This is a genomic window from Pseudomonas sp. 18-147 (genome assembly GCF_051048045.1).
Classification (GTDB): Bacteria; Pseudomonadota; Gammaproteobacteria; order Pseudomonadales; family Pseudomonadaceae; genus Pseudomonas; species Pseudomonas aeruginosa.
In genome coordinates this window covers 5,113,384-5,139,676 of the sequence record NZ_CP182296.1, presented here as the reverse complement: position 1 = coordinate 5,139,676, position 26,293 = coordinate 5,113,384, and the positions used below count along the sequence as shown (strand labels likewise).

General features: G+C 66.0%; 24 protein-coding genes. 7 read left to right on the top strand and 17 right to left on the bottom strand.

Annotated features, from left to right (window positions below):
• Positions 1 to 8: 8 nt before the first annotated feature.
• On the bottom strand, positions 9 to 923 hold the full coding sequence (locus ACM0M4_RS24385) for a universal stress protein (RefSeq protein WP_010793816.1): 915 nt from the start codon (positions 921 to 923) through the stop codon (positions 9 to 11).
• An 84-nt stretch (positions 924 to 1,007) separates the two neighbouring features.
• The gene (locus ACM0M4_RS24380) at positions 1,008 to 1,814 is read right to left on the bottom strand and encodes a tetratricopeptide repeat protein (RefSeq protein WP_003101159.1); all 807 of its coding nucleotides are present in this window, start codon (positions 1,812 to 1,814) and stop codon (positions 1,008 to 1,010) included.
• A 93-nt stretch (positions 1,815 to 1,907) separates the two neighbouring features.
• Between ACM0M4_RS24380 and ACM0M4_RS24375 the strand changes: the two genes are divergently transcribed.
• The 3 genes from ACM0M4_RS24375 (at position 1,908) to ACM0M4_RS24365 (ending at position 3,236) form a co-directional block, all read left to right on the top strand.
• A complete protein-coding gene (locus tag ACM0M4_RS24375) occupies positions 1,908 to 2,291 on the top strand; it encodes a tetratricopeptide repeat protein (protein WP_003120855.1) in 384 nt (127 codons plus the stop codon).
• 102 nt (positions 2,292 to 2,393) lie between these two features.
• Entirely contained in the window at positions 2,394 to 2,816 is a 423-nt protein-coding gene (locus ACM0M4_RS24370) for a DUF4124 domain-containing protein (RefSeq protein WP_003093901.1), read from the top strand.
• Between the two features lie 60 nt (positions 2,817 to 2,876).
• Positions 2,877 to 3,236 carry a PilZ domain-containing protein gene (locus ACM0M4_RS24365; RefSeq protein ID WP_003093898.1) on the top strand — a complete coding sequence of 120 codons (360 nt, stop codon included), beginning with the start codon at positions 2,877 to 2,879 and terminating at the stop codon, positions 3,234 to 3,236.
• Between the two features lie 4 nt (positions 3,237 to 3,240).
• Here the strand turns inward: ACM0M4_RS24365 and ACM0M4_RS24360 are convergent, their stop codons facing one another.
• The 7 genes from ACM0M4_RS24360 to ACM0M4_RS24330 are packed head-to-tail and all read right to left on the bottom strand — an operon-like array spanning position 3,241 to position 10,948.
• On the bottom strand, positions 3,241 to 4,572 hold the full coding sequence (locus ACM0M4_RS24360; RefSeq protein WP_031755326.1) for a DUF58 domain-containing protein: 1,332 nt from the start codon (positions 4,570 to 4,572) through the stop codon (positions 3,241 to 3,243).
• A complete protein-coding gene (locus ACM0M4_RS24355) occupies positions 4,569 to 5,576 on the bottom strand; it encodes an AAA family ATPase (RefSeq protein ID WP_003093896.1) in 1,008 nt (335 codons plus the stop codon). The genes ACM0M4_RS24360 and ACM0M4_RS24355 overlap by 4 nt, the downstream gene beginning before the upstream one ends.
• Positions 5,573 to 6,844, bottom strand: coding sequence for a DUF4350 domain-containing protein (locus tag ACM0M4_RS24350; protein ID WP_003101165.1), 1,272 nt, complete (start codon positions 6,842 to 6,844; stop codon positions 5,573 to 5,575). The genes ACM0M4_RS24355 and ACM0M4_RS24350 overlap by 4 nt, the downstream gene beginning before the upstream one ends.
• Positions 6,841 to 8,412, bottom strand: coding sequence for a DUF4129 domain-containing protein (locus ACM0M4_RS24345; RefSeq protein ID WP_003120854.1), 1,572 nt, complete (start codon positions 8,410 to 8,412; stop codon positions 6,841 to 6,843). The genes ACM0M4_RS24350 and ACM0M4_RS24345 overlap by 4 nt, the downstream gene beginning before the upstream one ends.
• Entirely contained in the window at positions 8,399 to 9,379 is a 981-nt protein-coding gene (locus ACM0M4_RS24340; RefSeq protein WP_003093893.1) for a stage II sporulation protein M, read from the bottom strand. Before ACM0M4_RS24340 ends, ACM0M4_RS24345 begins: the two co-directional genes overlap by 14 nt.
• Entirely contained in the window at positions 9,376 to 10,173 is a 798-nt protein-coding gene (locus tag ACM0M4_RS24335) for an RDD family protein (protein WP_003123273.1), read from the bottom strand. Before ACM0M4_RS24335 ends, ACM0M4_RS24340 begins: the two co-directional genes overlap by 4 nt.
• Positions 10,174 to 10,210: 37 nt before the next feature.
• The gene (locus ACM0M4_RS24330; RefSeq protein WP_003101171.1) at positions 10,211 to 10,948 is read right to left on the bottom strand and encodes a hypothetical protein; all 738 of its coding nucleotides are present in this window, start codon (positions 10,946 to 10,948) and stop codon (positions 10,211 to 10,213) included.
• 224 nt (positions 10,949 to 11,172) lie between these two features.
• Here ACM0M4_RS24330 and sbcB point away from each other — a divergent pair, with 224 nt between their 5' ends.
• Positions 11,173 to 12,615, top strand: a complete 1,443-nt coding sequence (sbcB, locus tag ACM0M4_RS24325; protein ID WP_010793818.1) for an exodeoxyribonuclease I — start codon at positions 11,173 to 11,175, stop codon at positions 12,613 to 12,615.
• An 84-nt stretch (positions 12,616 to 12,699) separates the two neighbouring features.
• Here the strand turns inward: sbcB and mvaT are convergent, their stop codons facing one another.
• Positions 12,700 to 13,074 (bottom strand): histone-like nucleoid-structuring protein MvaT, encoded by a 375-nt coding sequence (gene mvaT, locus ACM0M4_RS24320; protein ID WP_003093888.1) that lies wholly within the window; start codon positions 13,072 to 13,074, stop codon positions 12,700 to 12,702.
• A gap of 259 nt (positions 13,075 to 13,333) precedes the next feature.
• On the opposite strand from mvaT, the gene purU reads away from it, so the two are divergent.
• Positions 13,334 to 14,185: a formyltetrahydrofolate deformylase gene (purU, locus tag ACM0M4_RS24315; protein ID WP_003101174.1), complete on the top strand. Its 852-nt coding sequence runs from the start codon at positions 13,334 to 13,336 to the stop codon at positions 14,183 to 14,185.
• 49 nt (positions 14,186 to 14,234) lie between these two features.
• Positions 14,235 to 14,447: a hypothetical protein gene (locus ACM0M4_RS24310; RefSeq protein ID WP_003101176.1), complete on the top strand. Its 213-nt coding sequence runs from the start codon at positions 14,235 to 14,237 to the stop codon at positions 14,445 to 14,447.
• On the opposite strand, the gene ACM0M4_RS24305 is transcribed toward ACM0M4_RS24310, so the two are convergent.
• The 5 genes from ACM0M4_RS24305 to pctA form a co-directional block, all read right to left on the bottom strand.
• The gene (locus ACM0M4_RS24305) at positions 14,422 to 15,423 is read right to left on the bottom strand and encodes a lysylphosphatidylglycerol synthase transmembrane domain-containing protein (RefSeq protein ID WP_221345441.1); all 1,002 of its coding nucleotides are present in this window, start codon (positions 15,421 to 15,423) and stop codon (positions 14,422 to 14,424) included. The two genes, ACM0M4_RS24310 and ACM0M4_RS24305, sit on opposite strands and share 26 nt — an antisense overlap.
• Positions 15,420 to 16,181, bottom strand: coding sequence for a DUF2334 domain-containing protein (locus ACM0M4_RS24300; protein ID WP_003101179.1), 762 nt, complete (start codon positions 16,179 to 16,181; stop codon positions 15,420 to 15,422). The genes ACM0M4_RS24305 and ACM0M4_RS24300 overlap by 4 nt, the downstream gene beginning before the upstream one ends.
• A complete protein-coding gene (locus ACM0M4_RS24295) occupies positions 16,174 to 17,289 on the bottom strand; it encodes a glycosyltransferase family 4 protein (protein WP_003101181.1) in 1,116 nt (371 codons plus the stop codon). Before ACM0M4_RS24295 ends, ACM0M4_RS24300 begins: the two co-directional genes overlap by 8 nt.
• A gap of 317 nt (positions 17,290 to 17,606) precedes the next feature.
• The gene (gene pctB / locus ACM0M4_RS24290) at positions 17,607 to 19,496 is read right to left on the bottom strand and encodes a methyl-accepting chemotaxis protein PctB (RefSeq protein ID WP_003148126.1); all 1,890 of its coding nucleotides are present in this window, start codon (positions 19,494 to 19,496) and stop codon (positions 17,607 to 17,609) included.
• A gap of 236 nt (positions 19,497 to 19,732) precedes the next feature.
• A complete protein-coding gene (pctA, locus tag ACM0M4_RS24285) occupies positions 19,733 to 21,622 on the bottom strand; it encodes a methyl-accepting chemotaxis protein PctA (protein ID WP_003148125.1) in 1,890 nt (629 codons plus the stop codon).
• Between the two features lie 399 nt (positions 21,623 to 22,021).
• On the opposite strand from pctA, the gene ACM0M4_RS24280 reads away from it, so the two are divergent.
• Entirely contained in the window at positions 22,022 to 23,512 is a 1,491-nt protein-coding gene (locus ACM0M4_RS24280; protein ID WP_115288862.1) for a helicase HerA-like C-terminal domain-containing protein, read from the top strand.
• A 103-nt stretch (positions 23,513 to 23,615) separates the two neighbouring features.
• Here ACM0M4_RS24280 and pctC read toward each other — a convergent pair whose 3' ends face one another.
• Together pctC and flp are read right to left on the bottom strand one after the other, a co-directional pair.
• On the bottom strand, positions 23,616 to 25,514 hold the full coding sequence (gene pctC / locus ACM0M4_RS24275; RefSeq protein WP_034007927.1) for a methyl-accepting chemotaxis protein PctC: 1,899 nt from the start codon (positions 25,512 to 25,514) through the stop codon (positions 23,616 to 23,618).
• A 189-nt stretch (positions 25,515 to 25,703) separates the two neighbouring features.
• A complete protein-coding gene (gene flp, locus ACM0M4_RS24270) occupies positions 25,704 to 25,922 on the bottom strand; it encodes a type 4b pilus Flp major pilin (protein WP_003107380.1) in 219 nt (72 codons plus the stop codon).
• Between the last annotated feature and the right edge of the window lie 371 nt (positions 25,923 to 26,293).

Sequence of the window (26,293 nt, the reverse complement as noted above, 5' to 3'; positions counted from 1 at the left end):
TATCTGCATCAGATGTCATTTGTCGGTTTGAGCACCAGCAGGTCGCATTCCACCTCCTCCAGGACGCGTTCGGCGGTCTGCCCGATCAGCGCGTTGTCCAGGTGCCCCCGGGCGACCGCGCCCATCAGCAGCAGGTCGATGTCGTTGGCCCGGACGAAGTCGGGGATCGCCTGCTCGGCATAGCCGGCCAGCAGGTGGCGGCGCTCCGCGGCGATCTCCGGGTAGGCTGCCAGCAGGTCGTCGAAGGCCTGGCGGTGACGTTCCTCATGTTGCAGCACGAAACGCTCGTAACCGGCGAGCATTTCCGCGTCGAACAGCAGGCTGCGCGGCAACGCCGCGTGGGTATGCAGGTAGTCGGCGCGCAGCCCCAGGCTGGCTTCGAGCTGGCGGGCGGCGGCGATCAGCCGGTGATCGAGGGCGGCCGGCTTGTCGCTGGCATGCAGCGGGTCGAGCGCCGCGCACAGGCGCTGGCCGCGCCAGGCGTCGTGATGGACCAGCCAGAGCGGCTGCGGGCAGTGGCGGATCAATTGCCAGTCGCTGTTGCCCAGTAGCAGGCGGCGCAGCAGGTTGTGCTTGCGGGTGCTCTTGAGGACCAGGTCGGGCCGGGTTTCGCCGACCCGTTGCAGGACCATCCGGTCCAGCGGCTTGCCCCACTGGGCCTCGACCTGAGTGCGGATGCCGGCCTGCTGCAGCGGCATGGAAAGCTGCTCCAGCCAGGTGACCCGTTCGTCCAGGTAAAGGTCGCGGGCACGCTGCAGCGAGTGACTGTCGAAGAACAGCCCGCCGTCCAGCGCCGGGTTGAAGTCGCACAGCAGCAACTCGACGCTGGCACCGCTGCGTTCGGCGATCCACTGGGCACGGGTAAGGGCCGGCTGTTCGTCGCTGCTCGGGTCGACGACCACCAGCAGGTTATGCAGGTTCATGGCAACGCTCCTGGCATTGGGCGGGAATGCCATTGCAGACCAGGCGCCGCGACGGGCGCTTGATCTGGGTCAGTCCGGCGGGGATCAGCGAGGTTGCACGTTGAGCGCCTGGTCGAGGTGCCGGCCGGCCTTGTTCGACAATTCGCCTTCAGGATAGTCGAGCAACTGGCGACGCAGGTATTCGATGGCCTTGTCGCGGTTCGGGTGCGGGTTGTCCGGCGCCAGGTACATCAGGCCGAGCTGGTAGAGGGCTTTTTCCTTTATACCGGCAGGAATCGCCGGATCGTTGACCGCCAGCAGGTAGAGCTCGGCGGCTTCGTCGACCCGATCCTTGAGCACCGCGCGGCGCGACAGCAGCGTCATGTCCGGGTCGAGGCTGGTCTTGTAGAGATCGAGGTTCTGCTGTGGCTTCCAGGTGGCGAGCAATTCGCGAGCGCTCTTCTGCACCGGCTCCCTGGCCCGCTGGCGCATTGCCAGCAGGCGCGCCTGGGCATGCTCGGCGGCGTGGGTGCCGGGGAACTCGCGGACCACGCGCTGGAAGTAGTCGGTGGCCTTGGCGTCGTCGCGCTGGTCGTTGTAGCGGCTCATGTAGATCAGGCCGATCTGGTACAGCGAGATACCGCGCACCTCGGCGCTGTAGCGGCGATTGTCGTAGCCGGTGAGGTAGAGCTTTTCCGCCTCGGCGCTCCTGTTGTCGCGGATCGCCATGGCGCTGTAGGTCAGCAGGTCGCCTTCCTCCTCGATGGCGGCGGTCATGCGGTTGCTCTTCATCTGCTTGTATTCGGCGACTTCGCCAGTGGTCACCTGGGCGACGAACAGCGGCGTGGTCGGCGAGCAGGCGGCCAGCAGCGACAGCAACGGGAGCAGGACGAGACGGCGGGCGAAGCGCATGGCATCTCCTTGGCGCCAGGGCGAGGGGCATCCCAGTCTAGTCAGGCCCTTCAGTCACGCCAATACGCGCCGATACAGTTCCCAACGGAGGATATGCCTATGCGAAGCTTGATCGTTGCCTGCCTGGCGCTGAGTGCCACCGGTTGTAACAGCTGGTCGCTGAACAGCGACCTGAACGGGGCCTACCGCGCCTACGACAAAGGCGATTGCGCACAGGTGATGCTCGACCTGTCGCGGGCCGAACGGCGGATTCGCGCGCGGCCCTACCTGCAGCCGGAAATCTCGCTGCTGCGCGGCCAGTGCCTGGAACGCCAGAGCCTGTTCGTCGACGCGGCGCAGACCTACCACTTCATCATCGCCCGTTACCCCACCAGCGAATATGCCTACCGTGCCAAGGCGCGGCTGGAGACGTTGCGCCAGCTGGGCCGGCTGAGCGAGACGCCGGCCTCGGCCAGCGCCGTGCCGACCCGCCTGTAGGCGGCCGGGAGGGATTGGACGGGCGTTCAGGCTGACCGTCGGTCGCATGGGACACCGGTCTATCCGGTAAGCTTCGCCCTGGATTTCACGGAGGAGGTTCGCATGCGTGCCCTGTGGTTCTGTGTCGCCCTGATGCCCGTGCTGGCGCAGGCGGACATCTATCGCTGGACCGATGCCCAGGGCAAGGTACACTTCTCCGCCACGCCACCGGCCGGCGCGCAACGCGTCGAAGTCAGGCCGCAGGTGGTGGAACGTGACGCCGCGACCCGCCAGCGCGAGCAGCGCACCCAGGAGTATTTCGATGCTCGTCGCGAGGAACGCACCGCCGCCGCCGAACGTGCCGGCCAGCGCCAGGCGGCGCTGGCCGAGGAATGCGGGCGCTTGCGGCAACAGTTGTCCCAGCTCGAACGCGGCGGCCGCTTCTATCGGCAGGACGCCGGCGGCGGGCCGGTTTATCTGAGCGATGCCGAGCTGGACGCCATTCGTCGCGAACTGGCCTCGCGGGAGTCCGAACGCTGCCGCTGAGCTTGTTCCCCGAGCGCCGGCATCGTCATACTGGACTGCAAATTATAGCGAAATGCCATTATGGGTCTTCAACGACATATCCAGCGCCATCAGTTGCCCAGCTACCTGAAGGTGTTCAATCGCATCACCGATAAGCCGATGGGCTACATCGGCAACGTCTCCGAGGACGGCCTGCTGCTGATCAGCCAATTGCCGATGCTGGTCGGCGCGCGTTTCGAACTGCGCCTGAAGGTTCCGGGACTGGGCGGTCGCCCGCAATGCATCGATTTTTCCGCCGACTGCCGGTGGACCTGCGAGGACGTCACGCCCGGTCATTTCGATTCCGGCTTCCATCTGCTGGCGCCGCCCGCCGAATTCCTCGAACTGGTGGAGGCGCTGCGCCGCTACTTCAGCTTCCCCCGCCAGCCGCAGTCGGTCTGATCCGTCAAAGCACGCCGGCGCGCTTCCAGCCCAGGTAGCGGCTGATCAGCTCCGGCCCGAGTTCGCTGGGACGCGCATCGAGCACTGGCACGCCGTGGGCCGCGAGCTTCTCGTGGAGGCCGTTGCGCGCATTCAGGTAGTCGATGGTGCCGGTGTAGGCGAGCGCCTGCTCGTAGCGGGCGACCGGCTCGTGGCGCAGGGTGTCGAGCACTTCCTCGCGCAGGCTGGCGACCAGCACCCGGTGCTGGCGGCCCAGGCGTTTCACCGCGCCGAGCAGTTCTTCGTCGTCCTCGTCGCGCAGGTTGGTTACCAGGATCACCAGGGCCCGCCGCCGCTGGCGGGACAGCACCGCCTGCACGGCTTCCGGGAAATCGGCGGGACGCTGGCTGGTCTGCAGGTCGTAGACGGTGTTGAGCAGCGCGCCGAGCTGGGCGCTGCCCTTGCCCGGCGGGAGATGCCGGCGGTCGTCGCCGGCGAAGGTCATGGCGCCCACCGCGTCGCCCTGGCGCAGGGCCACGTAGGCCAGCAGCAGGCTGGCGTTGAGGGCATGGTCGAAGTGCGACAGGTCGCCGTCCTGGCTACGCATGCGGCGGCCGCAGTCGAGCAGGAAGAGGATCTGCTGGTCGCGTTCGTCCTGGTATTCGCGGGCGATCGGCGTGCGTTTGCGAGCGGTGGCCTTCCAGTCGATCTGGCGCAGGGTGTCGCCGTCGCGGAATTCGCGCAACTGGTGGAACTCCAGGCCGAGGCCGCGGCGCTGGCCGCCGCGTACGCCGATCTGGTTGAGCCAGTGGTCGACCGCCATCAGTTCGGCGCCGTAGAGGCGGGCGAAGTCCGGGTAGACGCGGGTCTCGCCACGTGCTTCCAGGTAGCGGCGCTGCCGCCACAGGCGCAGCGGGCTGGGCAGTTCCAGCTCGCAGCGGGGAAACACGAAGTGACCGCGGTTGAGCGGCCGCACCCGGTAGCCGACCTCGGTGCTTTCGCCCGGGCGCAGTTCGACCTCCTGCGGCAGGTACTCGAAATCCATACCGGCCGGCAGGTGATCGAACAGGGTCAGGCGAACCGGACGCCGATAGGTGTGCTGCAGATGCAGGCGCACTTCGCTCCAGCGCCCCAGCGGCAGGTTGCCGCTGAGCTGGCGGCTCAGCTTCGGCACCGGCTGGCGGCGTGCCCACAGGGCGTCCAGCAGGCCGAGCAGGAGCAGCGCGGCGAGCGCCGCCCACCAGAATGTATGCAGTTGCGCAGGCAACCGCTGGCCGAGCGCCGACAGGCTGCCCAGGCCGATGGCCAGCAGCAGGAGCGCGGCGAACAGCGCCAGCAGGGCGCGCGATGGCTTCATACGCGGGGGGCCGGTACCTGGTCGAGCAACTGTTGCAGGACCTGGTCCACCGACAGCCCCTCGATGTCCAGCTCCGGAGACAGCCGGACCCGATGGCGCAGGACCGCCAGGGCACAGCCCTTGATGTCGTCCGGCACCACGAACTCGCCGCCGCGCAACAGCGCCCGCGCCCGGCCGCAACGGACCAGGGCGATCGACGCGCGAGGTCCGGCGCCGAGGGCCAGGCCCGGCCAGTTGCGGGTGGTGCGGGCCAGGCGCACGGCATAGTCGAGGACCTGGTCGTCGATCGGCAGGTCGCTGGCGATCCGCTGCAGGGCGAGAACGTCTTTGTCCTTCAGCAGCGGCCGCAGGTTGGCCACGTCGAGCATGTCGCTGCGCGCGGAGCGGGTCACCTGGCGCACCAGGGTCTGTTCCTCGGCTTCGGCCGGGTAATCGATGCGCAGCTTGAGCATGAAGCGGTCGAGTTCGGCTTCCGGCAGCGGATAGGTGCCTTCCTGCTCGATCGGGTTCTGCGTCGCCAGCACCATGAACGGCTGCGGCACCGGCAGGGCGCGTCCTTCCAGGGTGACCTGGCGCTCCTGCATCACTTCCAGCAGGGCGGCCTGGGTCTTGGCCGGCGCGCGGTTGATCTCGTCCGCCAGCAGCAGGTGGGTGAACACCGGCCCCTTGCGCAGCTTGAACTGCTCGCTGGCGAGGTCGTATACGGCGTGGCCGGTGACGTCGCTGGGCATCAGGTCGGGGGTGAACTGGATGCGCGCGAAGCCGCCGTCGAAGCAGCGCGCCAGGGCGCGTACCAGCAGGGTCTTGCCGAGCCCCGGCACGCCTTCCACCAACACGTGGCCGCCGGCGAGCAACGCGGTGAGCACATCGTCGATCACCGCGCCCTGGCCAATCAGGGCTTTCTGCAGTTCGCTGCGCAGGGCCTGGGCCAGCTGGCTGGCGCGCTGGCGCTGGAGCGCCGGGTTGGGCGCGGTGCTCGGTTGTTCGGGCGTCTGTTCGCTCATAGGGCATTCCTGAGGCTTTGCAGGTGGGCGACCTGGCGGGTGAAGTCGGCAGCGGAAAGGCGCTGCGCCGGATATGGGCGCATGGCCTGGCTGATGGCGCTGGGTGGCAGGCGGGTCATGCGCCCGAGGATCTGCCATTGCTCGGCGACGCCGAGCTGTTCGAAACCGGGGTGGCGACGCCGCGCCCTGCGCAGGATGTCGCGTTGCAGACCGTGCAGCAAGGCAACGTGGCCGCGCTGGCGGAGGAGGAAGTCGGCGCCGGCGCGCAGGTGTTCCTCCAGTTGCCGGCGCGAACGGCTGGCCACCGGCTGCAAGGGACCCTGGCGCAGCCCTGCGCGCCACAGGCCGGCGAGCAACAACAGCAGCGCTGCCGCCAGGGCCTCGGGGAAGTGGCGGGCGAGCAGGGTGGCGAGGCTGTCGCGTTCGGCGCGGTAGAGCAGGGTCACCTGGTTGTCCTGGGTCAGGTACCAGAGCAGCCAGGCGTTGTCGTACTGCTCGATGTTGCGGTTCTGCCAGATCCAGGCGTCGGTGAGCACCGTGACCAGGCCCTTGCCGTGCTGCATCTGCAACAGGTGGGTGGCGTCGCCGCTGTTGGCCCAGGCGTAGGCGTGGTTCTGCGGATCGTAGAGGTGGTAGTCGGGATCGAAGCCGATGTAGGCCGGCGAGCGCTCGTTTTCCAGGTACAGGCGGGTCAGTGCGGAATAGTCCGGCACGCTGTCGGCGGGCTCTTCTTCCTCGCCGGCGGCTTCCTCCGGCGGCGCTTCGGTCGCATGGTCGTCGACGCTACCTTCGTCGGCGTCGGCGTCGGCGGTTTCCTCGCTGGCCCGGTCCTGGCTGTCGTCGAAGTCCTCGGTCAGGTACTGGCGGATATCCAGGCTGTCGAGCAGCAGGTCGCCGCTCTTCTTCTCGTCCTCGTCCCACAGGCGTTCGGCGATCAGCACCAGATGCCCGCCCTGCTCGCTCCATTGCAGCAGGCGGCGAGCCTGGCCGGGAGTCATGCCGGAGCGGCTGCCGAGCAGGAGCAGGGTATGCCCGGAGGGCGGCAGTTCCTTGAGGACCTCAAGGCCGTCGGCGCGGCTCACCGTGACCCCCTGCTTGCGCAGGAACAGTTCGGCGGCCAGGTAGGGATTGCGCCGGGCCTCCGGCGATGGGCCGAGGTCGATCGTCTCCGTATAGGGTTGCAGGCGGCTGGCCAGGAAGATCGCCAGCAGCCCGGCCAGCAGCAGGAGCACGGCAAGCAGCAGGAAGCGCGCGCGCCGGCTCATCATGGCTTGGCTCCCGCGGCGAAAAGGCTGCGCCAGCCGTCGCAGAGGCGCTGGCGAGCGTCGTCGGCCGGCAGCCGGTGGCCGTAGGCGAGCGCCTGCCATTGGGCGGTCAGCAGTTGGCTGTAGTGCAGCAGCGGCCGTTGTTGCTCCAGTCCTTCGACCAGACGCAGGACCTCGCCCTCGGTATGGGAGCCCTTCAACGGCAGGCGGTAGTCATGCAGCAGTCGGCTGAGCAGCCCGCGGTAGAGCAGGCCGAGGGCTTCCCGTGGTTTCTCGTTCCAGAGCCGTTCGGCGTTGCCGGCGATGTCGTCGGGCAGGCTTTCCGGACTGAGATCGAGGCCGAACATCACCGTCGGCGCTTCGCGGCGGGCCCGTTGCGGCAAGCCCAGGTTGCCGACGAACAGGCGCAGCCATTCACGGTAGCGCCAGACCAGCAGGAACACCGCGCTGAACAGCAGCGCCCAGAGCAGCACTTCGATGACCTGCGCCGCGTGACGGAACGGCACCCAGTTGGCCAGGGCCTCGAAGAATGCCTTGAGCCGCTCTTCGTCCTCCTTGCGGCTGTCCTTTTTCTCGGTCTTGTCGCCGAAGCGCCAGCCCGTAACGGTCTCGCTGTTCTTGAACGGCGCGCCGTCGACGATCGCCCGGATCTGCTTGCCGGCCTGTTCGCTGTTGAGTTTCTGCCGCAGCAGGCGGGCCTGCTCGGGCGGCAGCTCGGCTTCGCCGGCGCTGGTGGCGGCCGCCGGCTCGGCGTAGGCGGAAGGGGCGGGCAGCCAGGCCAGCGAAGCGGTCAGGCCGAGCAGCAGGACATAGGCGCTGCCGACCAGACGCTGGCGCAGGCGGCGGAACACCAGCTCGATGTCCCAGGCCTCCAGTTCGGTGCGCCGGTTCAGGTAGAGGGTGAAGCCGCAGGCCACGTAGATCGGCTCCCAGACTACCAGCACCAGGACGTAGAGCAGGTTCGACAGGTGCTCCAGCCAGAGCCACTCGCCGGCTTCCGGGTCGAGCAGGCTCTGCCAGTTCCAGTCGATCTCGTTCTGCGCCGGGATCAGCAGGTAGAGAAGCATGGCGAAGCCGGCCCAGAGCGCCATTTCCAGGTGCACGCCGACCACGGTCAGCCAGGTCGCGCCGCCGGCGTTGCGCTGGGACAATACGATCAGGCGCTGGCTGCGGGGCTCCCCGGCGAGCCCTTCCAGTTGCAGGACCGGCAGGTCGAAGCTGCGCGTCGGACTGAAGCGGCGCCACAGCAGGCTGGCCGGCAACTGCTTCCTCAGCAGGGCGGGATAGGCGCGCAGGGCCTGCCTCAGGGTTGGCGTATCGCCGAACAGGGCGTGCGAGAGAATGTACAGCGGCAGCCGTTCGAAGGCCGGCTTGAGCCACCAGAAGATCAGGATCGCCAGGGTCGGATGCTGCCACAGCAGGAGGCTGAGCACGGCGAACAGCGGCAGGGTCAGCAACGCCCAACTGCCCATCAGCAGGCGCGCATGGCGATGCGCCAGGAGGATGCCGAGGTCGAGCGCTTCCCAGGCGCTGCGCGGGCGGATCGCCACGCTGGCGTCAGTCAGGCGCATGGCGGCTCCGTCCGGCGAACAGGAAGTAGCTGCCGACCAGCAGCCAGAGGACCGCGCCGACCGCGTACTTCACCCGCGGCTCGAAATGACTGATGGAAGACCAATAGGCCTCGGTGAAGGCCGCCAGCAGCAACAGCACGATCACCCCGGCGATCAGTTGCACGCTGCGCCGGGCGGCCAGCCGCAGGGCTTCGCCGCGGGTCAGGCGACCTGGCGCGAGCAGCGCCCAGCCGAGCTTGAGGCCGGCGGCGCCGGCGAAGGTGATGGCGGTCAGTTCGAACGCGCCGTGGCCGATGACGAACGGCCAGAAGGTCTGCACGTAGCCGATCTGCGTCAGGTGGCCGGCCACCGAACCGATCATCAGGCCATTGAACAGCAGGAAGAACAGGCTGCCGAGTCCCAGCAGCACGCCGCTGGCGAAGGTCTGAAAGGCGATGCCGATGTTGTTCATGATGTAGAAGCCGAACATTTCCCAGTCGTCGCTGGTGTCGCGTGCCCCCAACGGACCCAGGCGGGTGGTTTCCGGGGCGTACATAGACTCCATCTCGCTGACCTTGTCCGGGCTGACCACGCTGTAGATCAGGTCGGGAAAGTGATAGACCAGCAGCCCCATGAGCAGGGCGCTGCCGTAGAACAGCAGGCTGGCCACGGCGATGCTGCGCCATTCCTCGCGGACCAGGCGCGGCAGGCCGGCGAGCAGGAAGCCGAGGATGCGGCTGCCGAGGTGGCTGCGGTGCCGGTAGAACTGCTGGTGGCCGCGCATCGCCAGTTGCTGCAACTGGTCGATCAGGTGACTGCTGTAGCCGCGCTCCTGGGCCAGCGCCAGTTGCTGGCAGAGGCGCCGGTAATCGGCGGCGAAGTCGTCGCTGGAGCCTTCCAGCTTCTTGCCTTTCTCGAGGAAGGCGAGGCGTTTGTCGAAGCGTTGCCAGGCGGCCTGGTGGCGCTGTTCGAAGAGGCTCTGTTTCATGCGCTCTCCTGACGCAGGCCGAGAAAGCCGCGGGCGATGCCGTTGATCTCGGCCTGGGCGCGTACCGGCTCGACGCCCAGCGGTTCGGCGAGAATGCCCGCCAGTTCCTCGCGGCGTGCCGAGGAAAGCGCCGCGCCGCGTTCGGCGAAACCGAGGAAGGCGCGCTGTTCTTCCAGGCTCATGGGGAAGGGCGGCAGTTGCGGCTCGACGTCAGGCAGGCTGGGCCGGCTCAGTTCGGGTTCGCGGTAGACCACCAGGGTGCCGGCGGCGATGTCGCCCAGGCGCTTGAAGGCCGGATGGTTCAGGCAACAGAGCAGACCGAGGGCGTAGCCGAAGGGCAGGATGTCGGCGAAGCGCAGCAGGTTGCGCAGCAGCGACGCGGCCCAGCCCACCGGAGTGCCGTCGTCGTGGACGACGCGCAGTCCCATCATCTGCTTGCCGGGCGAGCGGCCCTGGTTGAGCACCTCGAAGAGGACCATGTACCACCAGGTCATGATGAAGGTCAGCAGCAGGCCGAGGCCGGCGCCGAGCTTGCCGAGGAACGCCAGGCCGAGCATCAGCACCAGCATGATCAGGCCGCGGATGCAGAGGTCGATGGTATAGGCCAGGGCCCGGGGGACGACGCCGGCGGGACGCAGGAGCAGGTCGATGCCTTCCGGCGTTTCCACGTGGTAGTGGGTGTCGAGGACCTCGGCGCCTGGCCGGGAGGCGGGCGCGACGAGGCGAGCGGCTGCGTTCGGTGGCATCGGGGGGCCGTGTCGGGGAAAGTCAGATGCTAGCCAGCGTGGCGTCATCAGGCAACCGGGCCGCCGCGACGGCCCGGTCTGCACCTCAGTTGCCCAGTGGGCGAACGCCGAAGATGGTGCGGTAGAGAATACCCATGGAGACGACGAACAGCGGGCCGGTCCAGATCAGGCCGATGAACAGCGGGATCATGCTCACCAGCATCAGCAGGCTCAGCACCAGCAGCAGGCCGAACACCTTGAACCAGTGGCGGCTGATGGCCTTGCGCGAGGTTTCCAGGGCCTGCCAGGGCGTCAGGCCGCGCTCGGCCACCAGCGGCAGGGCGAGCATGTAGGCGACGCTCAGGTAGAGACCGGGGATGATCAGCAGGAAGAAGCCGACGTAGACCATCAGCATCATCAGCAGGCCGGTGAGCAGCAGCGGCACCAGCATGCCGAAGTAGTTGAACATTTCGTTGAAGGTCGCCGGCTGGTCGGCGGCGCGGCGGATGCCGATCATGGTCAGGCCGGTGAAGAACGGGTAGCCCACCGCCGTGGCGACCAGGCTGGCGATCATCTGGCCGACCGCGAAGGCGATGGGATCGGCCTCGCTCATCAGGCCGATACCGCCGAAGAGCAGGGTGAGGATGAAGGTGATGGTCTGGATCACCACGCTGTAGACCACGAAGGCGCCGATCAGGATGCCTTTGACGCCCTTGATCTTGGCCCAGGCTTCGCTGATCACGTCGCCGATGCGGAAGTCGTAGTCGCCGATGACCGGCGGCACCGCCTGGGTCGGTTGCAGGGCGCTGGCGGGGGTGGCGTAGGGATTGCTGGTGTCGTTCATGGTGCTGTCCTTGTCAGTGAAACGGGCATCCGTGCGAGCGGAATGCTAGCGAGGGCGGAGGGGACAACGCAAGGTTCGGATGGCAGATATGCGCACTGACGCGCCCTGGCGGGCCGTGCCTACGGCGCTTTCCGTGAGTTCGTTGGAAAACCTGGAAATCCCCGAAGTGGGTCGCGAGCTTCGCGGCAGTCACTGGTAGACTGCCCGGTGCCGCCAGAAAGGGAATGACCGTGAACGCGAGTATTTTTTGGTACGACTACGAAACCACCGGCATCGACCCTCGCCGCGACCGGCCGTTGCAGATCGCCGGGATCCGCACGGACGAGGCGCTGAACGAGATCGGCGAGCCGATGAACCTGTATTGCCGTCCCAGCGACGATATCCTGCCCCACCCTATGGCTTGCCTGATCACCGGCATCACTCCCCAGCGGCTGGCCGAGCGGGGGCTGTCCGAGGCCGACTTCATGACCCGGGTACACGCCCAGCTGGCGCAGCCGGCGACCTGCGTGGCCGGCTACAACTCCCTGCGCTTCGACGACGAAGTGACGCGCTACAGCCTGTACCGCAACTTCTTCGATCCCTACGCCCGCGAGTGGCAAGGCGGCAATAGCCGCTGGGACCTGATCGACATGGTCCGTACCGCCTATGCCCTGCGCCCGGAGGGCATCCAGTGGCCGCAGCTGGACGGCCGGCTGTCGCTGAAGCTGGAAATGCTCACCGCGGCGAACGGCCTGGAGCATGGGCAGGCCCACGACGCGCTTTCCGATGTCCGCGCCACCATTGCCCTGGCCCGCCTGATCCGTCAGCGCCAGCCGCGCCTGTACGATTACCTCTACCAGTTGCGCAGCAAGCACAAGGTGCTCGACCAGGTGCGCCTGCTGCAGCCGCTGGTGCATGTCTCCGGACGCTTTTCCGCGGAGCGCCATTTCCTCTCGGTGGCCCTGCCGCTGGCCTGGCACCCGCGCAACCGCAATGCTCTGATCGTCTGCGACCTCTGCGCCGATCCCGCGCCGCTGCTGGAGTTGTCGGCCGAGGACTTGCGCAGGCGCCTGTATACCCGTCGCGACGAACTGGCCGAGGGCGAGTTGCCGGTGCCGCTGAAGCAGATCCAGGTCAACCGTTGCCCGGTGGTGGCGCCGCTGTCGGTATTGCGCGCCGAGGATCGCCAGCGAACCGGCATCGAACTCGATGAGTGCCAGCAAAAAGCCGAGCTGTTGCGCCAGCATCAAACCGTCTGGGCGGACAAACTGACAGCGCTATATGGCGAAGAAAGTTTCTCCGCCAGCGACGACCCCGAGCAACAGTTGTATGACGGATTTATTGGCGATCGGGATCGACGCCTTTGTGAACAGCTGCGCCTTGCCGAACCGGAGCAATTGGCCAAAGAACAATGGCCCTTCGACGATGCCCGTTTGCAGGAGTTGTTCTTCCGCTATCGTGCGCGAAATTTCCCGGAAACTTTAAATGTGGCCGAGCGCCAACAATGGGAAAGCTTCTGCCGCAATCGTTTGTCCCATGAAGAATACGGCGCACCGAATACTTTGCCGGCCTTCGAGGCGGCGCTGGAGGCTTGTCGGCAAGAGCAGGGCGGCACATTGCCGGCGGTACTTGCGGCCTGGCGCGATTACGCCGCGGAACTGCGTCAACGCTATTCGCTGGAGACTTGAGGGCGCAGGCAGAGGAGCCGATACAATCCGGCGGAAATGAAAAACGCCAGCACTGGGCTGGCGTTCTTCGTGGAACTGACTGGTTTAGCCGAGCAGGGTGGCCCAGCTCTCGACGGCCTCGGGGCCCCACTTGGCTTTCCACTCTTTCAAAGTCTTGTGGTTGCCGCCCTTGGTCTCGATGACTTCGCCGGTGTGCGGGTTCTTGTACTGCTTGACCTTGCGCGCGCGCTTGCCGGCAGGCGCCTTGGCGGTGCGGGTGCTCTTGCCGATCTTGGCGTCCGGATCGAGCAGGGAAATCACGTCACGCAGGGACTTCTGGTAAGTGCCCATCAGCGTGCGCAGCTTCTCTTCGAATTCCAGTTCTTTTTTCAGTTTGTCGTCTTGTTCCAGGGACTTCAGGCGCTCCTGAAGTTCCTTGATGGCTTCTTCCGTGGCGCGATATTCGTTGATCAGGGACATGTCAGGTACCTTGTCTGTGCTGAGTGGCGGTGGCGGGCATGTAAGTAGATTCAATAATAGTCAGGGCGAAACTGTAAGTAAACCGCGATGAAAACTTTTCTCGATGAAATTCAAAGTAATTAATTCCGCATCGGGATTGCCCTGTTGTGCGGGTTTATTCTCTCGCGCAACAGCCTGTCGAAAGACCTTCGCCGAGGCTGAACTTTTCCCGCCATGCCGCTAGAATGGCGGCCTTTCGCGATGTTTCTGGAGTATACCCATGCGCACTTTTCGGCTGGTGATCGCCTGTCCCGACGGGGTCGGGATCGTTGCCAAGGTGAGTAACTTCCTGGCCACCTACAATGGCTGGATCACCGAAGCCAGCCATCATTCCGACAACGATAACGGCTGGTTCTTCATGCGCCACGAGATCCGTGCCGACTCTCTGCCGTTCGACCTGGATGGCTTCCGCCAGGCTTTCGCCCCGATCGCCCGCGAATTCTCCATGGAATGGCGAATCACCGATTCCGAGGTGAAGAAGCGCGTGGTGCTGATGGCCAGCAAGGAGTCCCATTGCCTGGCCGATCTGCTGCACCGCTGGCACAGCGGCGAACTGGACTGCGAGATTCCCTGCGTGATCGCCAACCACGACGACCTGCGCAGCATGGTCGAGTGGCACGGCATCCCGTATTTCCACGTTCCCGTCGATCCGCAGGACAAGCAGCCGGCCTTCGATGAAGTTTCCCGGCTGATCGACGAACATGGCGCCGACTGCATCGTCCTGGCTCGCTACATGCAGATCCTGCCGCCGGACCTGTGCCGCAAGTACGCCCACCAGGTGATCAACATCCACCACAGCTTCCTGCCGTCCTTCATCGGCGCCAAGCCGTATCACCAGGCGTCGAAGCGCGGGGTCAAGCTGATCGGCGCGACCAGCCATTACGTGACCGAGGAACTGGATGCCGGTCCGATCATCGAGCAGGACGTGGTGCGGGTCACTCACCGCGACAACGTCGAAGACATGGTGCGGCTGGGCAAGGATGTGGAAAAACTGGTGCTCGCGCGCGGACTGCGCTATCACCTGGAAGACCGCGTACTGGTACACGGCAACAAGACGGTGGTGTTCGACTGAGTCGGCTTCCCTGGAATGCCGGCCAGGGCCGGCACCCGGAGGAACGAACATGAGCGATCCCAGGTCGGCGGGCACCGCCAGCCCGCCACCGACCCTCGGCGAGGGTTGCACAAGCCGTTACGACATCGACGCCCTCGGCGACGAGGACGGAACCGAGTTTCCCGGCGCGGCCGAACTCTGGCGGCGTATCCAGGAGAGCGCCAGCGAGACGGGCGAGGCTGACGCCGAGGATACGCTCAGGAAGAAGCCTCGCGACTGCTGATCAGCTTCTTCAGCAGCGGGCGTCCGGCGAGCACTGCGAACACCGGGCCGCCGGCGACGAGGTAGAAATAGAAGGTCACCGCTCGCCAGATGACGATGGCCGCCGCCGCCGTCGACTTGCCGATCATGGGGGCCAGCAGGGCCGCCGAGGTCAGCTCGGTGCCGCCGGCGCCGCCGGGGATCAGCGAGAGCTGTCCGGCGCTGAGCGAGACCATCTGGATCAGGAAGGTCCAGGCCCACTGGATATCCACTCCCAGGCCGCGCAGGGTCAGATCGAGCACGCTGAAGCGCAGCAGCCAGTGCGTACTGCTGAGAAGGAAGACCGCCAGCAGGCGTCGTTTCGGCAGGCGCAGGCTGTCGTGCAGGGCAATGCGGAAATGCAGGATCTTGCGGCCCCAGTGCAGGCGCTTGCGCGATGACACGCCGAGCCGCGCCAGAACCCGCCCGTTGAAGAGGATCACCTGGTGCAGGTAGCGGATCAGCATTACCGCGCCGACGAACAGGCCGACCAGGAATACCGCGCTGAAGATCAGGCTCGATTCCATGTTCGGGCTCAGCGAATGGCTGAGGGCATAGATCAGGATCGCGCCGAGGGCGCAGAGGAAGAACGTCAGGTCGGCCAACTGGTCGACCGCGAACACCGCGCTGGTCTGTGCCGGGCGCAGGCCGCGCCGGGCCAGCAGCGCCATCAGGGTCAACGGCCCGCCGCTGCCGCCCGGAGTGGCGCAGAAAGCGAATTCGCTGGCCATGATGATGCCGACGCTCTGCAATTGCCCGAGCTTGCCGGCGCGCCCGGCGAGCAGCAGGCGCAGGCGCAGGCCGTTGATGAACCAGCAGACCACGATCATGCCGAACATCAGCAGCAGGCTGTCCAGCGGGAAGGCGCGCAAGCGCGGGAACATGTCGCTGCCGCCGAGCACCAGCGGAATCAGCGAGGCACCGATCAAACCGAACAGCAGTAACCAGCCTCGACTCATGCCGCGCGGTCCAGGGCGAGGTGGCGCTCCAGCCAGTCGATCTTGGTCAACGGCTGGCGCCCCTCGGATAGCAGGGTGCGCAGGGTACGCAGCCAGTATTCGCGGGAAAAGCGATGGCGCATGTCGACCGGATGGAGTCCGAGACGGATCACCGGCGCTGCGCGCCAGGCCCGGCGGCGCTGCTCGCTGAGCGCCCAGGAGAGGCCGCGACGCCAGGCACTGCGCGCGCTCCAGACCAGGCCGGGGGCCTCGATCGGTTGCAGGTGGGGAAGCAGATACAGGTTGGACGGGTCGCTGGTGTAGCGCAGCCCGCTCTCGCCGAGCGCCTGGCGGGTGCCGGCGCTCATCAGCCAGGCCGGCGCGACGAAACCGTGCAGCGGCCATCCGCGGCGGCGGAACAGCTCGATGCCGGCGGCCAGGCGGGTCTTGGCCTCGGCGTGGTCGAGGGCATAGAACTCTCCCTCCCAGGTGTAGATGCGACGCATGAAGTATTGCCCTGGAGTACGCGGTGGTGGGGCGTCATCGTAGTGATAGAAGCCGTGGAGAGCCAGTTCGTCACCCCGGGTTACCCGCCGCGAGAGCAGTTTGCAGAACTTTTCGTCGGCTTCCAGCGGGTTGCGATGGTGGAAGTCGGGCACTACCAGCCAGGTCATGGGGACCTCACCGAGCGCGTCCACGGCCTCGACGAAGGGCCGGTAGTCCGGCCAGGTTTCCGGGGCCACGTCGTGCAACACCAGCAGCAGGCTGCGTTCAGCCATAGCGCGGGAACCTCGCCTCGCTGTCGCCGAGTACCGCGTGGTAGTGCAGGAGCAGACCGGCGACCACCGCGTCCCAGGCATGCTGGCGCTCGACGTGACGGCGGGCGCGCTGGCCGCGCAGCTCGACGTCGTGGCTGAACAGTTCGCGCACCGCGCAGGCCATGGCGTCGCCGTTGTTCGGTGCGCAGAGCACGCCGCAACGCTCCGGGACTATTTCCGCCAGTGCCCCGGCGCGCACCGCCACCACCGGAATGCCGCTGGCCATCGCTTCGAGTGCGACCAGGCCGAAGGTCTCCTGGTCACCGGCGTGCAGCAGCGCGTCGCTGCTCGCCAGCAGGCGGGCGACTTCGCGGCTGTCGCAGAAATGGTCGACCACGCTGGTGTTGCGCGGTACCCGGGTCGGCATGTTGGAACCCACCAGCAACAGGTGATAGCCGTCGCCGAGGCGCTGGATGGCGTCGAGCAGTACCGGCAGGTTCTTTTCCCGCGAACCGCGCCCGGCGAACACCAGCAGGCGGGTTTCCTCGTCCAGGCCGAGTTCCTGGCGCAGCCCCGGATCGCGGTTGCTCGGATGGAAGGTGACCAGGTCGACGCCCAGCGGTTGTACATGCACGTCGGCGACGCCCAGGCGCATCAGCTTTTCCGCCATTACCCGGCTGGGGGCCAGGACCCGGTCGAAGTGGCCGTACAGCTTGCTGACGTAGTTGTCCGCGTTGGTGCCGAGCCAGGCGCCCATGCGATTGCTCACCAGCAGCGGCAGGTCGGAGTGGTAGAAGCCGATCACCGGCACGTCCAGCCGACGTCGCGCGTCGAGCGCCGCCCAGGCGGTGAGGTACGGGTCGCCGACCTCGATCAGGTCCGGTTGCAGATTGCGCAGCACCTTGCGCCAGGGGCCGCGACGGAGAGGGAAGCGGTAGCCATTGCCGAATGGCAGCGGCGGCGCCGGCACCTCGTGGATGCCGTTCGCCTGGCGGTAGCTGGCGCCGGGAACCAGCACGCTGTGGCGAATGCCGGGATAGTGCCAGAGATGGCGATGCTTGGCTTCGAGATAGGTGCGTACCCCCCCGCTGGCAGGCGCGTAGAACATGGTCATATCGGCGATGTGCACGATGGGCCTTCCTCCGTTGAGCTTGTTCCTTCTGCCACTCAGTGGACCACCGGCACCGGCAGTCGTTCGAACGGTGTGCGGGAGCCGTGGGTAGCTTCAAGTCTAGGAAAGAAAGCGCGAGCCGGCGCGCTTGCGGCAGCCAGCGCGGGAATAGGTCGCAGAGGGAGCGGGCGGAGAGGAAGGCATGCCTCGGGAGGCATCCTGGCAGGATAAGGGTGAACAACGCCGTTGGCGTTGTTCACCCTACGAATGGCCGGGGGCAGGGCGGATAGCCGCGGCGCGATTATCCGCCGGTTCGGCTACGGCTCGGGCAGTGCTCAGATCTTGAAGCTGTCCACCAGCTGGCGCAGGCGCCCGGCCTGGGTTTCCAGCTCGCCGCAGGCGCGCAGGGTGGCCTGGAGGTTCTCCACGCCTTCCTGGTTGAGGGTGTTGATCTCGGTGATGTCCATGTTCAGCGAATCGACCACCGCGGTCTGCTCCTCGGTGGCGGTGGCCACCGACTGGTTCATCCCGTCGATCTCGGCGATCCGTCCGGTGACGCTGCTCAGGCGTTCGCCGGCACGGTTGGCGATCTCCACGCTTTCAAGGCTGTAGCGCTGACTCTCGGTCATGGTACTGACCGCTTCCTGGGCGCCGATCTGCAGTTCCTCGATCATCTTCTGGATCTGCTGGGCCGACTCCTGGGCGCGGTGGGCCAGGTTGCGCACCTCGTCGGCGACCACTGCGAAGCCGCGTCCGGCTTCGCCGGCGCGCGCGGCTTCGATGGCGGCGTTGAGGGCGAGCAGGTTGGTCTGCTCGGAGATGCCCTTGATCACTTCGAGGATCTGGCCGATGTTCACCGTGCGGCTGTTGAGGGCCTCGATGTTGGCACAGGAGGCGCTGATCTTCTCGGAAAGCTCGTTCATCGCGCGGATGGTCTGCTCGACCACCTGCTTGCCGTCTTCGGCCTGGTGGTTGGCGTCGGAGGCGTGGTGCGAGGCATCGGCGGCGTTGCGGGCGATTTCCTGGGCGGCGGCGCCGAGTTCGTTGATCGCCGCGGCGACGCTGTTGGTGCGGTTGGACTGCTCGTCGGAGTTGGCCATCGAGGAGTTCGAGGCGTTCACCACCAGTTGCGCCACATCGTGCAGTTGGCGAGCGGTGCCGGCGACCTCGCGGATCGATTCGTGGATACGCTCGACGAAGCGGTTGAAGGAAATGGCCAGGGCCCCGAACTCATCGTTGCTGGTGACCTTCAGGCGCTTGGTCAGGTCGCCTTCGCCCTGGGCGATGTCCTGCATGGCGCGGCCCATGTCGGTGAGCGGCTGCATCAGTACGCGTATCAGCATGCCGAGGAGGAGGACGATGGCGACCACCGCGATCAGCGCGGCGACGATCGCCGAGGTACGCAGCTTGGTGAGCATGGCATAGGCCTTGTCCTTGTCCACCGAGATGCCGATGTACCAGTCCAGGCCGGACAGGCCCTTGACCGGAGAGAAACTGAGGATCCGGGTGTTGCCGTGCAGCTCGGCCTCGCTGAAGCCGCTGCCGATCTTCGGCGTGTTGCGTGGGTAGACGTCGCTGAGGCTCTTCATGACCTGGTCCTTGTCCGGATGGACGAGGATCTTGCCGTCGCCGCTGACCAGGAAGGCGTAGCCCATGCCGCCGAAGTCCAGCGAGTTGATGATCTTCACCACCGTCTGCAGGCTGAGGTCGCCGCCGACCACGCCGAATGGCTGGCCGCCCTGGCGCGCCGGGCTGGCGATGGTCAGTACCAGCTCGTGGATGGCCGGCTCCATGTAGGGTTCGGTGAGGGTGGTCTGGCCGGCGCTGGTGGCGGCGTTGTACCAGGGGCGGCGGCGCGGGTCGTAGTCGGCCGGCAGGTCGCTGGTGGGGCGCGCGGTGTAGGTGCCGTCGGTCTGCCCCAGGTAGGTGAAGAGGAAGGTCGAGCCCAGCAGCGGCTGTTCCAGCAGGGCCTGGGTGGTCTCCGGGCTGTGGTCGCGGGCCAGGGTCTGGGCCAGGTTCTCGATCAGCAGGATGCGCCCGCTCAGCCAGTTCTGCACGTTGCTGGCGGTGATCTCGCCCATTTCGTGCAGGTAGTCCTCCAGGTCCTCGCGGATCGAGGCACGCTGCAGGGAGTCGTTGTAGAGGGTGAACAGGGAGAAGGTCGCGATCACCACCAGCGCGGCGGCGAGCAGGATCTTGTGGCTGAACTTGAGACTTTTGATCATGGTTTCTTGCATCCGGGAGGCGCGGGCGCGCTGTCGTGAACAGCCCCAGTTGGATCGCAACTGCAAGGCTTGCCGTGTCTGTCGGCGGCAAGTCCGGAAGCTTTAGCGCAACGGATGAATGGTTTCACCGAATGCGACCTGGAGAACGAAAAAAAGCGCCCGTGGGCGCTTTTCGTCGGCAGGGCGGATAACCGCATCGCGGTTGTCCGCCGGTTCGGCGACGAGACCGGCCGGTCTCAGATCTTGAAGCTGTCCACCAGTTGGCGCAGGCGCCCGGCCTGGGTTTCCAGCTCGCCACAGGCGCGCAGGGTGGCCTGGAGGTTCTCCACGCCTTCCTGGTTGAGGGTGTTGATCTCGGTGATGTCCATGTTCAGCGAGTCGACCACCGCGGTCTGCTCCTCGGTGGCGGTGGCCACCGACTGGTTCATCCCGTCGATCTCGCCGATCCGCCGGGTCACGCTGCTCAGGCTTTCGCCGGCACGGTTGGCGATCTCCACGCTCTCCAGGCTGTAGCGCTGGCTCTCGGTCATGGTGGCCACCGCCTCGCGGGCGCCGACTTGCAGCTCTTCGATCATCTTCTGGATCTGCTGGGCCGACTCCTGGGCGCGATGGGCCAGGTTGCGCACCTCGTCGGCGACCACTGCGAAGCCGCGTCCGGCCTCGCCGGCGCGCGCGGCTTCGATGGCGGCGTTGAGGGCGAGCAGGTTGGTCTGCTCGGAGATGCCCTTGATCACTTCGAGGATCTGGCCGATGTTCACCGTGCGGCTGTTGAGGGCCTCGATGTTGGCGCAGGAGGCGCTGATCTTCTCGGAAAGCTCGTTCATCGCGCGGATGGTCTGCTCGACCACCTGTTTGCCGTCCTCGGCCTGGTGGTTGGCGTCGGACGCATGGTGCGAGGCATCGGCGGCGTTGCGGGCGATTTCCTGGGCGGCGGCGCCGAGTTCGTTGATCGCCGCGGCGACGCTGTTGGTGCGGTTGGACTGCTCGTCGGAGTTGGCCATCGAAGAGTTCGAGGCGTTCACCACCAGTTGCGAGACGTCGTGCAGTTTGTGCGCGGTCCCGGCGACTTCCCGGATCGAGCGATGGATACGCTCGACGAACTGGTTGAAGGCATCGCCGAGCACTCCGAATTCATCGCGGCTGGTCACGGCGAGGCGCTTGGTCAGGTCGCCCTCGCCCTGGGCGATGTCCTGCATGGCACGGCCCATCAGGTGCAGCGGCTGCATCAGCAGGCGGATCAGCAGGCCGAGCAGGACCAGGATGGCGACGATGGAGATCAGCGCGGCGGCGATGGCCGAGACGCGGAACTTGCTGAGCATGGCGTAGGCCTTGTCCTTGTCGATGGACAGCGCCAGGTACCAGGTCACCGAAGGCAGGCCCTTGATAGGGGTAAAGGCGAGGATGCGGGTATGCCCGTGCAATTCGGCCTCGCTGAAACCGGTGGCGATCTTCGGCGTGTTCTGCGGGTAGACCTCGCTCAGGGTCTTCATCACCTGCTCTTTGTCCGGGTGCACCAGGATCTTGCCGTCGCCGCTGACCAGGAAGGCGTAGCCCATGCCGCTGAAGTCCAGCGAATTGATGATCTGCACCAGGGTCTTCAGGCTGAGGTCGCCGCCTACCACGCCGAGGGTGTTGCCAGCGGCCTTCACCGGTGTCGCCGCGGTGATGATCAATTCCTGGGTGGCGGCGTCGACGTAGGGTTCGGTCAGGGTCAGGCCGCCGGCCGCCACGGCGTCCTTGTACCAGGGCCGGCTGCGCGGATCGTAGCCGGCCGGCATCGGGCTGTCCGGACGCATGGTGAAGACGCCGTCCTGCTGGCCGAGGTAGGTGAAGCTGAAGGTCGAGGTCAGGGCCGGCTGTTCGAGCAGGGCGCTGACGGTTTCCGGGCTGTGGTCGCGGGCCAGGGTCTGGGCGGTCTGCTCGACCAGCAGCAGACGGCCGCCGAGCCAGTTCTGAATGTTGCTGGAAGTCACGTCACCCATTTCCCGCAGGTAGCTTTCGAGGTCCTCGCGGATCGCGTTGCGCTGCAGGTAATCGTTGTAGAGGGTGAACAGTGCGAAAGCGGCGAACACCACGAGGGAGGCCGCGAGGAGGATCTTGTGGCTGAACTTCAGACTTTTGATCATGTTGTATTGCGTCCAGGAGTATGTAGCGCCAGTCTTTGACCAGACCCCTGCGACCGTTCCGCGGGCGCAGGGGCTTTCCGTACGCCTTGCAGCGTCGGGCGGGTCGCGCGGGTGGGTAGTCCGTCGACCCAGGCACGGCCTTGTGCCACGAAGCCACGGTTCCCTGGGTGGCTCCGAAGAATGCGTGATACGGATACGATGGCGATTTTTCCTGTCTCAGCAAGGCCCGAAGGTCTTCGCTGAAGCTGGACGGCCAGATCGGGTCGATGCGCTGGCCCGACGCCCTTCGCGGGAACCCGCGCATATTGGTACGCGGGTTCCGCTGGAAGCCCCGTTGCACAAGGGCTTTCCCTTACTGTCGGCACAGCGTGCCGGAGCTTTAGTCCCGAGGATGAATGGATGTCGCAAGCGAATGAGTTGTTGATCGGCGCTGGCCCCGATGGCCAGCCGGTAGGACAGGCCTGGCGCCTGGCCAACCGTCATGGATTGATCGCCGGCGCCACCGGTACCGGCAAGACGGTGACCTTGCAGCACCTCGCCGAATCCTTCAGCGATGCCGGTGTCGCGGTGTTCGCCGCCGACATCAAGGGCGACCTGTGCGGCATCGCCGCGCCGGGCAACCCGCAGGGCAAGGTCGCCGAACGTATCGCCAGCATGCCGTGGCTGAACTACCAGCCGAAGGCCTACCCGACCACGCTCTGGGACATCGCCGGGAAGACCGGCCACCCGTTGCGCACCACCATCAGCGAGATGGGCCCGCTGCTGCTGGCCAACCTCCTGGAGTTGACCGATAGCCAGCAGGCCGCGCTGTTCGCCGCCTTCCAGGTGGCCGACCGGGAAGGCCTGCTGCTGCTCGACCTGAAGGACCTGAAGGCGCTGCTCAACCATCTGAAGGACAATCCGGAAATCCTTGGCGAGGACCGGGCGCTGTTCACTGGCGCTTCCGGGCAGGCGCTGCTGCGCCGCCTGGCCACTCTGGAGCAGCAGGGCGCCGAGGCCTTCTTCGGCGAGCCTGCCCTGCAACTGGAAGACATCCTCCGCCCCGAGCCGGACGGGCGCGGGCGCATCCACCTGCTCGACGCCAGCCGCCTGGTGCACGAGGCGCCGAAGGTCTACGCGACTTTCCTGCTCTGGCTGTTGGCCGAGCTGTTCGAGCAACTGCCGGAGCGCGGCGATGCCGACAAGCCGGTGCTGGCACTGTTCTTCGACGAGGCCCACCTGCTGTTCAACGGCACGCCGAAAGCCTTGCGCGACCGCCTGGAACAGGTGGTCCGGCTGATCCGCTCGAAAGGCGTCGGGGTGTACTTCGTCACCCAGTCGCCGGGCGACCTACCGGACGATGTCCTGGCCCAGCTCGGCCTGCGTATCCAGCATGGCCTGCGCGCCTTCACCGCCAAGGAGCAGAAATCGCTGCGCGCGGTGGCCGACGGTTTCCGCCCGAACCCGGTGTTCGACACCCTGGGGGTGCTGACCGAACTGGGTATCGGCGAGGCGTTGGTCGGCACCCTGGAGGAAAAGGGCACGCCGGCCATGGTCCAGCGCGTCGCGGTGGCGCCGCCCTATTCGCGGATCGGCCCGCTGAGCGACAGCGAGCGCGCTGAACTGGTCCAGCGGTCGCCGTTGAAGGGTCGCTACGACCAGCCGATCGATCGCGAGTCGGCCTACGAGGTGCTGGCGAACAAGGCGGGCGCCAAGCCCGAGGTCCAGGGCCAGGCGACTGCTCAGCAGGAAAGCTCGTCCGGCGTCGGCGGCATGGCCGGGCAGATTCTCGGCAGCCTGCTGTCTAATTCGACGGTGAAGAGCGCCATGCGCCAGGCGGCCAACCAGTTGAGCCGGGAGCTGGTGCGTGGCCTGCTCGGCTCGTTGATGGGCGGGAAGAAGCGGCGCTGAGCGCCAGGCCATGAAAAAGGCGCCCGCGGGCGCCTTTTTCATGGGGGCTGGATGATCGCCGGCTAACCGCTTCGCGGTTAGCCGGCCTGTGGGACGGACGGGCTCAGATCTTGAAGCTGTCCACCAGGTGCCGCAGGCGCCCGGCCTGGGTTTCCAGCTCGCCGCAGGCGCGCAGGGTGGCCTGGAGGTTCTCCACGCCTTCCTGGTTGAGGGTGTTGATCTCGGTGATGTCCATGTTCAGCGAGTCGACCACCGCGGTCTGTTCCTCGGTGGCAGTGGCCACCGACTGGTTCATGCTGTCGATCTCGCCGATCCGGCTGGTCACGCTACCCAGGCGTTCGCCGGCACGGTTGGCGATCTCCACGCTCTCCAGGCTGTAACGCTGGCTTTCGGTCATGGTGGCCACCGCCTCGCGGGCGCCGATCTGAAGTTCCTCGATCATCTTCTGGATCTGCTGGGCCGACTCCTGGGCACGGTGGGCCAGGTTGCGCACCTCGTCGGCGACCACCGCGAAGCCGCGTCCGGCCTCGCCGGCGCGCGCGGCTTCGATGGCGGCGTTGAGGGCGAGCAGGTTGGTCTGCTCGGAGATGCCCTTGATCACTTCGAGGATCTGGCCGATGTTCACCGTGCGGCTGTTGAGGGCCTCGATGTTGGCACAGGAGGCGCTGATCTTCTCGGAAAGCTCGTTCATCGCGCGGATGGTCTGCTCGACCACCTGCTTGCCGTCTTCGGCCTGGTGGTTGGCGTCGGAGGCGTGGTGCGAGGCATCGGCGGCGTTGCGGGCGATTTCCTGGGCGGCGGCGCCGAGTTCGTTGATCGCTGCTGCGACGCTGTTGGTGCGGTTGGACTGCTCGTCGGAGTTGGCCATCGAGGAGTTCGAGGCGTTCACCACCAGTTGCGCCACATCGTGCAGTTGGCGAGCGGTGCCGGCGACCTCGCGGATCGATTCGTGGATACGCTCGACGAAGCGGTTGAAGGCATTGGCCAACGTACCGAATTCATCGTTGCTGGTGACCTTCAGGCGCTTGGTCAGGTCGCCTTCGCCCTGGGCGATGTCCTGCATGGCGCGGCCCATGTCGGTGAGCGGTTGCATCAGTACGCGGATCAGCATGCCGAGGAGAAGCATGATGCCGACCACCGCGATTAGCGTGGCGACGATCGCCGAAGTGCGGAATTCGCTGAGCATCGAATAGGCGGTGTCGCGGTCGAGGACCAGGGCGACGTACCAGGTCACGCCGGGCAGTCCCTTCACCGGGGTGAAGGAAACGAACTGGCTGCGACCGTCGAGTTCCACCTCGTGGACCCCGGGGACGATGTTCGGTGCGCCTTTGGGATAGACTTCGGCGAGGGTCTTCAGGACCAGCCCGGAGTCGGGGTGGAGGAGGATCTTGCCGGCGTCGCTGACCAGGAAGGCGTAGCCGGCACCGTCGAACTTCAGGGAATTGAGGATCGCGGTCAGGGTCTCCAGCTTCATGTCGCCGGCGGCGACGCCCAGCAGTTGACCGGCGTGCCGCACCGGCAGCGACATGGCGAGGATCTGCTCGCCGGTGCCGGCATCGACGAAAGGTTCGGTGACGATCAGCCGGTCGGCCGCCAGCGCGTCCTTGTACCAGGCGCGGGTACGTGGGTCGTAACCTTCCGGCATGGCGTCGTAGGGGCGCATGGTGAAGGTGCCGCTGGCCGCCTCGCCAAGATAGACCGACGCGAAATTGCGGCTGAAGACGGGCTGTTCCAGTTGCCTTGCGATATTCGCCTCGTCGGGCTGGTCGAGCAGCGCCAGTTGCGAGGCCAGGCCTTCCACCAGGTGCATGCGGCCTTCCAGCCAGCTCTGGATGTTGCTGGCGGTCAGGGTGCCGATTTCCCCGAGGTAGTTTTCCGTGTCCGTGCGCACGGCCTCGCGCTGTCGGTAATCGTTGTAGAGGATGAAGCAGCTGAAGGCGAAAACTACCACCAGCGCGGCGGCGAGAAGGATTTTCTTGGCAAACGACAGCGAGCGAAGCATGAGCGATGCGTCCTGGCAAAAGCCTCAAGAAGGGCGGGGAGCCCAGGCCACCAGGTAGGGAGCTTGCGGGGGAAAGCCATGATCCAGCGCCTGAACGGCAGGCTTTGTAGCACAGTGCCATTACAAAGGCAAAATAGTGGCGCCATGAAAATGGCGCCACTATGGGAAGCGACCGGGAAAGCGCTCGCGTCAGTTCGCTGTCGGAGCCAGCCCGCCGACTTTTTCGCCGACTCCGTCGAAGAAGGCTTTCAGCCCGCCGACGATACCACTGTCCGTGGGACTCAATACGGCAATCAGAGCCACCGCGATCAAACCTGCGATAACCGCGTATTCGATGGCATTTGCCCCTTCTTCGTCCGCCAGGAATGCGCGAAGTTTGCAATACACGAGCAGAGTCAGGTTCTTCATTCTTGTTTGCTCCTCGAACGCGGCAATCACCGAGACAGAGCCCTGCCTCCACGCTGAGGCTAGGCCGATGATGGCGTTTTGCAACAACTAAATGGCATTAGTAGGAGTGGATTAGTCGCAAGGTTATATGGCGAGTTACAAGGCTTGGACTACATCTAATGACAAATTGACATTGATTATCCCAAGTCTAGATTCAGGCCTATCGCCGCATGGTCGAAGTTATGAACTTTGGTTCTTGAATAACGACTGTCTCCAGTCGATAACCCAATGTACCTGCCATGGAAAGCCAGTCCCGGAGTATGGCCATGACACGGACAGCAAGACGCCACTTTTTCTTTTTCGTTCATCGGCGATCGCCGGTGATTTTCCGT